Raw genomic sequence first — 13,525 nt, forward strand, 5'->3', positions numbered from 1 at the left:
GCTTGCCAATGATCTTGCGGGCGATGCTCCAGCGATGCACTTCGCTGGGGCCGTCGTAAATGCGGAAGGCGCGGATGTCCTTGAAGATGCGCATGACGATGGTCTCCGAGGTGACGCCCTGGCCGCCGAGCATTTGCACGCAGCGATCGACAACGCGCCACACAGCTTCGGAGACGATGACCTTGGTCATGCTCGATTCGATATTGCCCTGGCCGCCCTGGTCCAGCACCCAGGCCGTGTGCAGGATGTTGAGGCGCGCGCTGTGCAGGTCCATTTCGTTGTCGGCGATCATGAAGCCGATGCCTTCGTGTTCGCCCAGCGTCTTGCCGAAAGCCTGGCGTTTGCGCACGTAGTTCAACGCGACCTCGTGCGCACGCCGCGCCTGGCCCAGCCAGCGCATGCAATGGGTCAGGCGCGCCGGTGCGAGACGGATCTGCGCGTACTGGAAGCCTTTGCCGAGTTCGCCGAGCACGTCGGTGGCGGGTACGCGCAGCTGGTCGAAATGCAGCACGCCGTGGCCGCCGGTGAAGCAGGAATCCAGCGAATCCATGAGCCGTTCCAGGCGCACGCCGGGCTGGTCCATATCGGCCAGGAACATCGAGGCGGAGCCGTCCTCCATCTTCGCCATGATGATGGTGAACGCAGCGCCCTCGGCACCGGTGATGAACCACTTGGTGCCGCTGATCAGGTAGTCGTCGCCATCACGAATCGCCGTGGTCTGCATCATCGACGGATCGGAGCCGGCGCCGGGCGCGGGCTCGGTCATCGAGAAGCAGGAGCGGATGCGGCCTTCAACCAGCGGCTTCAGCCAGCGCTGTTTCTGCGCCGGTGTCGCGACCACTTCCATCAGATGGATGTTGCCTTCGTCAGGTGCGTGGATGTTCATCGCCACCGGGCCCAGCGGCGAGTAGCCGGACTCCTCGAATACGATCGCTTTTTCGACATGCGACAGCCCGAGCCCGCCGAGTTCGGGCGAGGCATGCGGCGTCAGCAGGCCGGCGGCGCGTGCGCGGCCGACCAGTTCGCTGCGCAGCGCTTCGCTGGGACCGTGTCCAGACTGGCGCGAGTCCTGCTCCAGCGGAATGATCTCGGCGGCGATGAACTGGCGCGTGCGCTGCTGTAGCTCGAATAGCTTCGGTGTCAGCGAAAAATCCATGTGTGAACTCAGAAGAGGTGTTGGGCGGCGATGTCCTGCGCGAAAGCGAGCAGTCCTTCGCCGAGGTCGCCGAAGTCGGCGTACCGTGGGTCCTGCGTGGCGCCGCTGCGCCAGCGCGCATGCAGCTGTTGAAATATCACCGCGGTCTTGAATATCGCCAGCACGCGATGAAAGCGGAAGTCGGAAAGATCGCGGCCGGTCGCTGCCGAATAGGTTTGCGCCGCCTGCAGCCGCGTCGGGAAGCCGGGCAAAGCGGTCGGCATCTGCTGCAACTGCTGCATCACCGGCGGATCGCCGGCTTCGGTCCAGTAACTCAGCAAGGTCGCCAGGTCGAACAGACCGTCGCCGCGTGTACCCTGGTCCCAGTCCAGCACCGCAACCGGCTGCAGGCTCTCGGGATCGAGCAGCAGGTTGTCGAGCTTGAAGTCGTTGTGTAGCAGCACGGCGGCGCCGTCGGGGACTCGATGCGCGCGCAACCACACCGACAGTTCGTCAATCAGGCCCAGCGTGTGTGGAGTCGCCCAACCGGCCACTGCGAGCGCCGCGCGCTTGATCCAGCCCTCGACTGCGCGCTCCAGAAAACCCTGGGGCTTGCCGAGATCGGCGAGGCCGACCTCGGCCGGATTTACGCGATGCAACTGGCTCAGTACATCGATCATCGTCAGGCCGAGATGCCGGCAGACCTTCGGATCGACGGCCAGCGCCGGCGGGAGCGTGTCGCGAAACGAAATGCCGCGGCGATACTCGGTGATCTGGAACGGCGCGCCAAGCACGCTGGCGTCCTGGCACAGATGCAGCGCCCGCGGCGCCAGCGCAAAACGCTCGTGCAGCCGCGACAGGATCTTCGATTCGCGGCCCATGTCATAGGCGCCCGGCGGCAGCGAGCCCATCGGCGGACGTCGTAGCACCGCGTCGCCGCCGTCGATGCGAACCCGGTAATTCAAGTTCGCGAATCCGCCAGCGAACTGACGCGGCGGCGGATCGGTCTCGAGATCCAGGTCCTGGGTCTTTAGATATCGGGCGAGCCGGCTCCAATCCTGCGCGACGGTATCGGCGGCAGAACGCAGCTGGAGGATTTCGGCGTAGGTGACGGCGTGCATGGCGGCCGCGGCGATGTTGACGATCAACGAGCCAAAGTATAAGTTGCGTGTCACCAACAAGTAAATAACGATGATCGAATCCGCGCCGGCACGACGCACACAGGAAGAACGCACGGCCTTGTCCGATCGCCGGATGATGCAGGCAGCGGTTGGGCTGATCGTGGAGAGCGGGCTGGCCGGCACGACGCTGGCGGCGATCGGCGAGCGCGCCGGTTATTCGCGTGGCCTGGTCACGCATCGGTACGGCAGCAAGGCGCGGCTGTTCGCTCATGTGCACGACACCGCAATGGCCGACTGGATTATGCGTGTGCAGAGAGCGGTCGGCGACAGCTCCGGCGCCGAGGCGCTGAGTCACGTTGTCGATGCGCTGTATGGATTCATCAAGGAAGAGCCGGACGAAATGCGCGCGATGTATCTGCTGCGTTACGCCAGCATCGACCCGGGTGCGGATTTCCGCACCAGTGTCGCCAAGGCGCACAAGGCGCAGCGTCGCGACGTGCAGCGCTGGATCGAAGGCGGCCAGAAGGACGGCAGCGTCAGCACGGAAGTGGATGCGCCGCTGATGTCGGAACTGTTCTGCGCTGCGGTCGACGGTTTGATCTATCGCTGGCTGGTGAATCCGAAGATCGCGGTTCGCAGCTTGCACGAGTTGTTGAAGATGGAAGTGACGCGGGCATTCGAGACTGAGCTGCGCCGCTGAAAAAGGCGGTATTCAAGCTGCCAAAAGTACGGAGGAGAAGGGTGATGCGGATGGGCAATGCGGGTGCAGCCTTGGTTAGCGGCACATGAAACGCATGATCTTCGAGCCCGAGCATGAGTTGTTCCGCGACTCCGTGCGCAAGTTCTACCAGGCCGAAATGGCGCCGCATGTGGCTCGCTGGCGCGAGCAGGGATATGTCGATCGCGAGGCTTACCAGAGAGTCGGCGCCCAGGGCTTTCTGCTGATGTGGGCCGCCGAGGAGTACGGCGGCGCCGGCATCGAAGACTACCGCTACGAACAGATCGTGCAGGAAGAAAACATTCGTTACGGCGACGCCGGTTTCTACGGCAATCTGCATTCGATGATCGTCGCGCCGTACATCGCCAAGCTCGGCAGCGACGAGCAGAAACAACGCTGGCTGCCGGCTGCCGCAAGCGGCGACAAGATTCTGGCGATCGCGATGACCGAGCCCGCCGCCGGCTCCGATCTGGCCGGCATGAAGGCGCGCGCGGAAGACTGCGGCGATCATTGGCTTCTGAACGGTTCCAAGACCTATATCTCCAACGGGTACCAGGCCGACTTGATCGTGGTCGCCGCACGCACCGTTGCCGACAGTCGCTACAGCATTGGCCTGTTCGTGGTGGAAGACGGCATGCCGGGTTTCAGCCGCGGCCGCAAGCTGAAGAAAATGGGCCTGCCTTCGCAGGACACCGCCGAGCTGTTCTTCGACAACGTCAAGGTTCCTAAAGCGAACCAACTCGGTGAGCCGACCAAGGGCTTTCAGTACATGGCTCAATTCCTGGCCGTGGAACGGCTTCAGGTCGCGATCGCGTCGGTGACGGCAGCGCAGACCGCGTTCGATCTGACTCTGGATTTCGTCAAGCAGCGCAAGGCTTTCGGCAAGCCGATCGGTGCGCTGCAGAACACCCGTTTCAAGATGGCTGAAATGCGCACGCAGATCGATGCTGCCCAGACTTTCGTCGATCAATGCGTGGTGCTGGCGAACGCAAAAGAGCTAAGCGCCGAACTCGCATCCGAAGCCAAGCTGCTGGCCAGCGAACTCGAAGGCCGTGTGCTCGACGAATGCGTGCAACTGCACGGCGGCGCCGGTTACATGCAGGAATACCGCGTCTGCCGCATGTATCAGGACGCGCGCGTGACCCGGATTTTCGCCGGCACCAGTGAAATCATGAAAGAAATTATCGGCCGCGGGCTCGGCCTTGACGAACGCAGGATGTGAGCAAGATGATGAGCGAGACGAATCAGACATTGCCGGCGATCAGGACCCGTGTCAGCGAAATGCTGGGTGTGCGTTATCCGATCATCCAGGGCGGCATGCAGTGGGTCGGTTACGCCGAGATGGCCGCAGCGGTTTCCAATGCCGGCGGTTTTGGTGTGCTGACCGCGCTGTCGCAGCCAACGCCGGAAGCGCTTGCCGCCGAAATCGAGCGTTGCCGTGGCCTCACCGACAAGCCCTTCGGTGTGAACCTGACGATCCTGCCGTCGATCAATCCGCCGCCTTACGAGGCTTACCTCGACGTCATCATCGGCAGCCGCATCAAGGTCATGGAGACCGCGGGCAACAATCCCAAGGAGTTCATCGTCAAGGCCAAGGCGGCAGGCGTGAAGATCGTGCACAAATGCGTCGCGGTGCGGCATGCGCTCAGCGCCGAACGCAATGGTGTCGACGCGGTGTCGATCGACGGTTTCGAATGCGCCGGCCATCCCGGCGAAGACGACATCGGCGGCATGGTGCTGATTCCGGCCGCGGCGCGGAAGCTGAAGATTCCGATTATCGCCTCGGGTGGTATTGGCGACGGCCGCGGTCTCGCCGCCGCGCTGGTACTCGGCGCCGAAGGCATCAATATGGGCACGCGTTTCTGCGCCACCAAAGAGGCGCCGATACACGAGAACATCAAGCAGGCCCTGGTCGCGGCCAGCGAGCGAGATACGCGGCTGATCTTCCGCACGCTGCACAACACCGCGCGCGTGCTGAAAAACGCGATCTCAGTGGAAGTCGTCGAATCCGAGAAAAAGGGCTGCCGGTTCGAGGACATCCGTCATCTCGTTGCCGGTGCGCGCGGCAAGGCCGCTCTGGTTGCCGGTACTCCGGACGACGGCATCGTTACCGTCGGCCAGATCGTCGGCCTGATCGACGACGTCCCGACTTGCGACGAATTGATCCGGCGCATGGTTGCGGAATGTCATCAGCGTCTGTCGCTGGTCAACGCGGCTTTCGCCTAAACGCCATCGGCGTGCCAAACAACAAGAGAAAGCAATGAGCACTAAAGTCCTGATCGCCGGTGTCGGCATGATTCCTTTCGTCAAACCGAGTGCGGCGGAGCCCTACACCGTGATGGGTCCCAAGGCGATCCACCTGGCGTTGAAGGATGCCGGCGTCGATTACGACAAGATTCAGCAGGTTTATGCCGGTTATGTCTACGGCGACTCCACCTGCGGTCAGCGCGTGGTCTACGAAGTTGGCATGAGCGGCGTGCCGGTGATCAACGTCAACAACAACTGCTCGACCGGATCGACCGCACTGTTTCTGGCGCGCCAGGCGATCGAGTCGGGCGCGCTCGATTGCGTACTTGCGTTAGGTTTTGAGCAGATGGCGCCTGGCGCGCTGGCCTCAGTGTTCTCCGATCGTCCCTCGCCGATGGACAAGTGGAACGCGCAGTCGTATGCATTGCAGCCAGCACCGGTCGGTACACCTCCGGCGCCACACCTTTTCGGCGGCGCCGGTATCGAGTACCAGCAAAAGTACGGCACCCGGAACGCAACTTTCGCGAAGATTTCCGAGAAGGCGCGCCGGCACGCGTTCCACAACGACAAGGCAATCTTCCGCGATCCGGTTACGGTGGAGCAGGTGCTGGCGACGCCGCAGATCTATGGCGTGCTGACACGCCTGCAATGCTGCCCGCCGACCTGCGGTGCCGCCGCCGCGGTGCTGGTGTCGGAGCGCTTCGCCAAGCAGCATGGGCTCAGGGCCGACATCGCGATTCTGGGTCAGGCGATGACCACGGACTACGCATCCACGTTCAACGCGGGCTCGATGATTAAGGCTGTCGGCGCCGAGATGTCGAAGCGCGCCGCCGACGCGGTCTACGCGCAGGCTGGTATCGGCCCCGGTGATATCGATGTCTGCGAGCTGCACGATTGTTTCACCGCCAATGAGCTGCTGACCTACGAAGCGCTCGGCTTCACGCCGGAAGGCACGGCCGAGAAGTTTATCTGGGACGGCGACAATACCTACGGCGGCAAGGTCGTCACCAATCCGTCCGGCGGCCTGTTGTCGAAAGGCCATCCGCTGGGCGCGACCGGGCTCGCACAGTGCACCGAACTCGTCGAACAGCTGCGTGGCGACTGCGGGCCGCGCCAGGTGGAAGGCGCGCGGCTCGCGCTGCAGCACAACATTGGCATCGGCGGCGCCTGTGTCGTCACCGCTTACGGCCGCGTCTGATTCGGAGGAGATACATGTTCAAAGGCCAGTCCATCCGTGTCGAAGCCATCGGCGGTGGCATCGTCGAGCTGTGCTTCGACCGCGGCGGCGACTCGATCAACAAGTTCGATGCGCGCACCGTCGATGAACTCAGGTCGGCCAGTGCTGCCATCGCCACAGCAAACGATGTGCGCGGTGTGCTGGTTAGCAGCGCAAAGAACGTCTTCATCGTCGGCGCCGACATTTTCGAATTCACGGCCATGTTCGCACTGCCAGAGAGCGAGATCGCGGCGAACACCGCAAAGCAGAATCTCGTATTCACCACGTTCGAGGATTTACCGGTGCCGATCGTGACCGCGATCAACGGCCTGGCGCTGGGCGGCGGTTTCGAGATGGCGCTGGCCAGCGACTACCGCGTAATCGCCGACACCGCGCAGGTCGGCCTCCCCGAAGTGAACCTGGGTTTGTTCCCCGGCTTCGGCGGCACCGTACGGCTCGCGCGGCTGATCGATGCAGCGCTGGCGCTGGACTGGATCGCAAGCGGCAGACCGCAGAAGCCCGAGGCGGCAAAATCCGCCGGAGCTGTCGATGCGGTCACGCCGGCCGCCGATCTGCGCGATGCCGCCCTGGTCAAGCTTCGCGAAGCCATCGGCAGCGGGCAATGGAAGGCGGATCGAGTCCGGCGCCGCGGTGCAGTATCAGCGCTGAATGCCGAGAGTTTCGCCAGGCTCGAGGCCGCTGCGGCACAGACAGCGCGGCACTTTCCGGCCGCAAGCGCAGCGGCAGAACTGATCGGTAGTTCCGCCAAGCTCTCGCGCGACGATGCGCTGGTCCGGGAAGCAATCGGCTTTGCGCGTATCGCGAAAACGCCGACCGCCAGCGCGCTGGTGCAACTGTTCATCAACGACCAGGCCATGAAGAAGAAGGCCAGGGCGTACGCAAAGATGGCGCACAAGGTCGAGCGCAGTGCGGTGCTCGGCGCTGGCATCATGGGCGGAGGCATCGCGTATACCAGCGCCGCGCGCGGGACGCCGGTGCTGATGAAAGATATCGCGCAGTCCGCACTCGATCTGGGCATGGGCGAAGCGCGCAAGCTGCTCGACAAGCAAGTGCAGATCGGACGCCTGAAGCCCGAGAACGCATCGGCGATCGCAGAGGCGATCGTGCCGACGCTCGACTACAGCGCTTTCAATTCTGTCGACGTCGTCGTCGAAGCCATCGTCGAGAACATCAACGCCAAAAAGAGCGTGCTCGCGGAAGTCGAAAAGCGGGTTAGAGCCGACGCGATCCTGGCCTCGAACACTTCGTCGCTATCGATCGCCGAAATCGGCGGGGCATTGGCACGGCCGGAGAACTTCGTCGGCATGCACTTCTTTAACCCGGTGCCGGTGATGCCGCTGGTCGAAGTGATCCGCGGACCGGCGACCAGCGATATCGCCGCGGCGACCATCGCCGGTTACGCCGCGGCGATGGGTAAGACGCCGGTGGTCGTCAAGGATTGCCCGGGGTTTCTGGTAAATCGCATCCTGACCGCATACTTCGTCGGTTTCCTTCGGTTGGTTCACGACGGCGGCGACTTCGAGCGGATCGATCGCGTGATGGAAACCTACGGCTGGCCGATGGGACCGGCGTATCTGCAGGACGTGATCGGCATGGATACCAGCAGCCATGTCGTCGATTCAATCACCATCGGCTATCCGGAACGCATGCATCTGGGGTTCAAGGATGCGATTCACCTGCTCGCCGAAAACGGGCGCTACGGACAGAAGAATGGCGCCGGCTTCTATCGCTATGAGGCCGATGAGAAAGGCCGGCCGCAGAAGCGCTCTGCGGCAGAGGCGCGCGAGCTGATCGCCGAGGCACAGGCCGGTGGCTCGCGCGAGTTCTCGGATCAGGAGATCATCGATCGGCTGATGTTGCCGATGATCAATGAGGCCGCGGTCTGCCTGGAACAGGGCGTTGCCGGCAGCGCGGCCGAAATCGACATGAGCCTGATTCTGGGTCTCGGTTTTCCTCGCCAGTATGGCGGCGCGCTGAAGTATGCGGACATCCTCGGCTTGCCGGTGGTGATCGAGAAGCTAGCGCGGTACGAATCTTTGGGCGGCGCCTATCGCGCGACCCGGTTGCTCCGCGATCTGGCGCAGCGGAAGGCTTGTTTCTTCGACTAGCGATAAGCCGATTTATTACTTTTGATCGGGGAAATCGACTTTCAATTTGTCGAAGTCGAAAACCGAGGGGATCAGCATTGCCTCCAGCATCCGGCGCATCCGATCTTCGGTGATGGCCATAAATCGTCCTTTGCCGATGCTCGCATGCATATAGAACGTGATCCATAGCAGCAAATCGTCGAGCCTGACGGAGGGTTTGATATAACCAGCTTCGCGCCAGCGAGTCAGGGATGGCAGCCATTGTTCACCCATGGCGTCCAACAGCGACTGCTCCGTTCCGGGGACGCGCGCCAACAACTCGGCGCCGGCATCGCTGAGAACGATTTGGGTATAGGGGTGCTCGCGCGCGGTCGAGACAGCCAAAACGATTCCTTCCAACATCGCCTTCGGCGGATATCTGGTTTCGCGGAGCACAGGAGTGACCAGCCGCGTGTGGTCGCGGATTTCCCGGACCAGCACTTCGACCGCCAGATGATGCCGAGACGGAAAGTATCGGTAGATCGTCGGCCTGGACACTTTCGCCACTTTGGCGATGTCGTCCATTGAGGTCTTGTTGATGCCAAATCGCTGGAAGCACTTGACCGTCGCATCGACGATTTTGTCTTCCACTCGCATATCGCGATTGAAACTCAACGCTGGCAGCTTCGCCATTTGGGGCCCCCGGTAAATAACCGCGCAAGGCTACAAGGCCAGGCGCTATCTGCGCAATGAATATCAAAAGCCTGCCGGAGGTATGGCTCCGAGTCTGCACTTCGGCGCGACCGGCTTCCCGACTGCTGTGCAGATCGAGAAGTATCAAAATACATATAGTGACTTTTGTAAAACTTATGGTATAAGATTCATGCGTCAGGATGCATGGCCGCCAAGTCATGCAGCACCAAAGAGCCGCAGCTTAGTCGGCCCGATAAAACTTAGAAGATATTGAGGAGAGCAGCGATGTACTGTGCATCCAGATTGCCGCTGGTAATTGCTTTGTCTGCGATACCGGTTTGTGGTTTTGCTCAGGATCCTGTGCCCGTGGGGGGCGATCCTGCCAGCGTCGAAACGTCAGCGCCGGTGGGCGATCCTGCTTACCCGTCGCGGTCGGCTGATACTGCAGTACAGGCGCCCGAGACCTCCGCTGAATTGACCCCGGATGCCATTGCCGGTGCTGGTGCCAGCGCTGCTAGTACCTCTGCTGAGCGGGCTCCCGACACCATCGCGGTGCAAGGGCCCGCCGAGCCGGCCGAAGATCAGCAGCGGACTGCTCCGGCCTCGCAGAATCGCCTGGTCGAAGAGGTCGTCGTCACGTCGCAGAAGCGCGAAGAAAATCTGCAGGACGTGCCGATTTCGATTTCGGCATTCAGCGCCGCTGCACTCGATGCCAAGGGTATCGACGATCCCAAGGCACTGGCTCAATCCACGCCCGGCGTGTACTACGGCCAGACCGTCAACTTTGCGATCATCTACATTCGCGGTGTCGGTTCCGACGCGTTCTTGCCAGACTCGGATCCCAGCGTCGCCTCCTACATCGACGGCATTTATTTTCCTTTCGCCAACGGTCTTTCGCAGTCCTTCGGCGCGGTCGAGCGTGTAGAAGTTCTGAAGGGACCTCAGGGCACTTTGTTCGGGCGCAACTCCACCGGCGGTGCGTTCAATACCATCACCAAGACGCCGGGCACCGAGCCTGAAGTGTCGGTGATGGCAAGCTACGCCGACTACAACGAAATCAGACGGCGAGTCTACGTCAGCCTTCCCTTCGGCGATTCGTTTGCAGCCAGCGTTTCTGCCACTTACAACACCTCGGATAACTACTACACCGGTACACGCGGTAGCGGTGTGGACGCGAGCAGTGTTGAGTTGCCGGAGGAGGTCAGCAAGGGCGTCCGAATCAAGACACGCTGGAACATGACAGACAACATGGACCTGAACCTGGCTGCGTTCCGCTACCGCCAGGACGGCCTGAGTTCGACCGCGATTCCGAACACCAATCCCAGCCTGGCAACGACGCTGATCAGCGATGCGACTACCGGCGGCCAGGCAACGCGGCCGCTGGGAACCTACGAAGTACACGTCGACGTACCCTCGTATTTCTCAGTCGACAACAAGGTCTACTATGGTCAGTTGAACTATCACCCGGAATGGTTCGACGTGAAGCTGCTGGGCAGCAAGCAGAAGATAGCATCCGACAACGTCTACGACTTCGACGGAACCACCGCACCATTCATTACTTTCGACGCGAAAGGCCAGTTCGCCGACGTCAAGACCGCCGAAATGCAGTTCCTGTCCAACAAGGACTGGGGTCCGGAATGGTGGACCTGGATCTTCGGCGGTTTCTACCTCGATCAGGAATCCGGCTTCCCGCTCAATCGTCTCTCGGTCGGCAGTCTGGATCTGTCGGACGGCAACATCGCCGGCATCATTCCGGTGCCGCCGGCCTTGCTCGATTTGCTGAGCCAGATCCCCGGCGTGCCCGACGGTGTTTCAGTAGGTCTGGTGTCGGAGCTGTCGACCAAGTCGACCGCGTTTTTCACCCAGCACACCTTCGACTTGCAGAAGTGGCTGCATCTGACGGTCGGCGGTCGTTATCAGCGAGAGAATCGCGGCGTCGTCGAATCGAGCGCGTCGTTGGTGAATCTTGATGGCAGCACCACGCCGCTGCATACGGTGCCAGCCGCGCCGCCGCCTTCGAAGACCACTAACTTTTCGCCGAAATTCACTATCGGCGTTAATCCGATGGACGATCTGATGGTGTACACCTCGTATACCAAGGGCTACAAGAGCGGCACGTTCAATACGGTCAATGTCTACAACGCTCCAGAGTACGTGAAGCCGGAGACCGTCACCTCGATTGAACTCGGCTTCAAGTCCGAGCTGTTCGACAAGCTGCTGCGATTCAACGCCGCGGTGTTCCAGAACAAGATCGACGATCTGCAGGTGCAGTTTATCTCGCTGCTGTCGGGCGGCGCGGTCAGCCTGGAAAATGCCGGCGGCGCCAAGATCAACGGCGCCGAATTCGACTTCCAGCTGACACCTTTCCCCGAATGGGATCCGGGCCTGGTGATCGGTGGTGGGTACACCTATCTTGACTCCAAGTACACCAGCTACGAAAACGGCAGCGGCTACACCGTCAATGCGAATGGCGACTACGCCGGCGCCGGTCTGTACAACTTCAAGTCGGGCGACTACACCGGCAACAAGGTCACGCGCACGCCGAAGCTCAGCGGCACCTTCAACATCAACCAGATCGTGGACGTGCCGGGCGGAGATCTGGAGATGGGTGCGAGTCTCTACAACAACTCCGGTTTTTTCTATCTGGCCGACAACGCGCCGGTGTCCAGGCAGAAGTCCTACTACGTGATCGACGCGCAGATCAGCTACCTGTACAAGCCGGCGAATACGCGAGTGACGCTGTTCGGCAAGAACCTCGGCGATGAGGTTTACAGCTATTCGCAGTTTCACACCGATGCGGGCCGTCAGACGTACCTGGCTCCGCCGCGGACCTTCGGCATCCGACTCAATTGGGATTTGTAAGACCTGGGGTGTCTGCGTGGGATAGCAGCATCCAACGAAAAGGCTGATCGGCCGCGCCTGAGTGCCGGCTTCGATCATCGTCAAAAGAGTCGCAAGGAGGGGATTATGAAAAAATTCATTTGCAGGTCCGCGTTGATTCTGGTGGGCATGTCGTTGGCGTCCGTGCTATGGGCGCAGGAGGACGATGCGCAGCCGGACGCTCCGTTCAAGACCGGCCCATATCTGGCGCCAATGGCGTCGGGCATTTATTCGCAGACCAAGCGACTCGACTACGGTTACGGCGGCATCCTCGCCGCCGGTTATCGACTCGATACCTACGCTTTCGAAATCAGCGGCATCTACAGCAATATCACTAGCAGCGATCATGATGTACGCGAAGTCGGCGGCAGCTTGAACGCCTTGTGGTTCCCCTTCTCGTCGTCACCGAACACCTTCCTGATTGCGGAATTCGGCGGGGTCGAGGTCAAGCACTATCCGCAAGCCAATGCCGACGAGCTGGCCTCGATCGTGACCTACGCGGCGGGTGTCGGGCAGCTGTTCGAATTTAATGTTGGCAACTACGAATTCGGGCTGCGCGCCGAGCTGCTTTATCGCTACGGTGAGCGCGATACCGACGAGAAGCCAAGCTCGGATCCGGATATCGCCAAGAGCTTCAAAGACGTGCTGGTCAATGTCGGCCTGCAGTTGCCGCTATCGGCGAAGCCCCCGGTGGTGGCGCCTGTGCCCGGGCCCGTCGCAGTGGTGCCGGTTGCAGCGCCTGCGGACAGCGACGGCGATGGCGTACCGGATGATCGTGACCAGTGCCCGGGCACGCCGAGGGGCACCGTCGTCAACGATGTCGGTTGCCCGCTGCCGCCGCCCTGCGAGCCGCCCAAGCCCGGTCAGAGGATGGATTTGTCGGGTTGTGGAGTGGGCGACAGTATCGTGCTGCGCGGTGTGAACTTCGAATTCGACAAGGCGACATTGACAGTCAACGCGAAGACACTTCTCGATGGTGTTGCCGATGCGCTGCTCGCTGCGCCGGGCATCCGTTTTGAAGTGGGTGGACACACCGATTCCAAGGGCAGCGACAGCTACAACCAGACGCTCTCGGAGAGCCGCGCCAGCTCGGTGATGCAGTACCTGGAAAGCCGTGGCGTCACCGCCGACCGGATGACCTCACAAGGCTACGGCGAAACCCAGCCAGTCGCCGACAACGAAACCGATGAAGGCCGTGAGTTGAACCGCCGCGTCGAGCTGAAGGTCACCGGCGCTGCGTCAAGCAATGCACCGGCGCCCGCTGACATCACGGCCCCGGTGCCACCGACAGGAGAGTAAGGGATGGAATTTGGCCAACGCCAAGATCCGAAGCGACGCATCATCGGCATCACCGGCGTTGTGATTTTTCACATCCTGCTGGTGTACGGCCTGGTGAACGGACTGGCGCGCAAGGCGATCGAGCTGCTG

At 61.6% G+C, this 13,525-nt stretch carries 10 protein-coding genes; 7 read left to right on the forward strand and 3 right to left on the reverse strand.

Annotation, left to right across the window (positions count from 1 at the left end):
• Positions 1-1,156, reverse strand: a 1,156-nt coding sequence (locus JWQ90_RS09285; RefSeq protein WP_299692529.1) for an acyl-CoA dehydrogenase family protein, incomplete at its 3' end; no start/stop codon positions are given.
• 8 nt (positions 1,157-1,164) lie between these two features.
• Complete coding sequence (locus JWQ90_RS09290; RefSeq protein WP_299692532.1) at positions 1,165-2,310, reverse strand: phosphotransferase family protein; 1,146 nt, start codon at positions 2,308-2,310, stop codon at positions 1,165-1,167.
• Positions 2,311-2,326: 16 nt separating this feature from the next.
• Here JWQ90_RS09290 and JWQ90_RS09295 point away from each other — a divergent pair, with 16 nt between their 5' ends.
• The 5 genes from JWQ90_RS09295 (at position 2,327) to fadB (ending at position 8,566) form a co-directional block, all read left to right on the forward strand.
• Complete coding sequence (locus JWQ90_RS09295) at positions 2,327-2,956, forward strand: TetR/AcrR family transcriptional regulator (RefSeq protein WP_299692535.1); 630 nt, start codon at positions 2,327-2,329, stop codon at positions 2,954-2,956.
• An 85-nt stretch (positions 2,957-3,041) separates the two neighbouring features.
• Positions 3,042-4,196, forward strand: a complete 1,155-nt coding sequence (locus JWQ90_RS09300) for an acyl-CoA dehydrogenase family protein (protein WP_299692538.1) — start codon at positions 3,042-3,044, stop codon at positions 4,194-4,196.
• Between the two features lie 38 nt (positions 4,197-4,234).
• Positions 4,235-5,200 carry a nitronate monooxygenase family protein gene (locus JWQ90_RS09305; RefSeq protein WP_366919482.1) on the forward strand — a complete coding sequence of 322 codons (966 nt, stop codon included), beginning with the start codon at positions 4,235-4,237 and terminating at the stop codon, positions 5,198-5,200.
• Positions 5,201-5,234: 34 nt separating this feature from the next.
• The gene (locus tag JWQ90_RS09310) at positions 5,235-6,419 is read left to right on the forward strand and encodes a lipid-transfer protein (RefSeq protein WP_299692544.1); all 1,185 of its coding nucleotides are present in this window, start codon (positions 5,235-5,237) and stop codon (positions 6,417-6,419) included.
• Positions 6,420-6,433: 14 nt separating this feature from the next.
• Complete coding sequence (fadB, locus tag JWQ90_RS09315; RefSeq protein WP_299692547.1) at positions 6,434-8,566, forward strand: fatty acid oxidation complex subunit alpha FadB; 2,133 nt, start codon at positions 6,434-6,436, stop codon at positions 8,564-8,566.
• A 15-nt stretch (positions 8,567-8,581) separates the two neighbouring features.
• On the opposite strand, the gene JWQ90_RS09320 is transcribed toward fadB, so the two are convergent.
• Positions 8,582-9,217, reverse strand: a complete 636-nt coding sequence (locus JWQ90_RS09320; protein ID WP_299692549.1) for a TetR/AcrR family transcriptional regulator — start codon at positions 9,215-9,217, stop codon at positions 8,582-8,584.
• 474 nt (positions 9,218-9,691) lie between these two features.
• Between JWQ90_RS09320 and JWQ90_RS09325 the strand changes: the two genes are divergently transcribed.
• Positions 9,692-12,079: a TonB-dependent receptor gene (locus JWQ90_RS09325; RefSeq protein ID WP_299692552.1), complete on the forward strand. Its 2,388-nt coding sequence runs from the start codon at positions 9,692-9,694 to the stop codon at positions 12,077-12,079.
• Positions 12,080-12,184: 105 nt separating this feature from the next.
• Entirely contained in the window at positions 12,185-13,396 is a 1,212-nt protein-coding gene (locus JWQ90_RS09330; RefSeq protein WP_299692555.1) for an OmpA family protein, read from the forward strand.
• Positions 13,397-13,525: the final 129 nt, after the last annotated feature.

The sequence above is a fragment of the Hydrocarboniphaga sp. genome, assembly GCF_028291725.1.
GTDB lineage: Bacteria > Pseudomonadota > Gammaproteobacteria > Nevskiales > Nevskiaceae > Hydrocarboniphaga.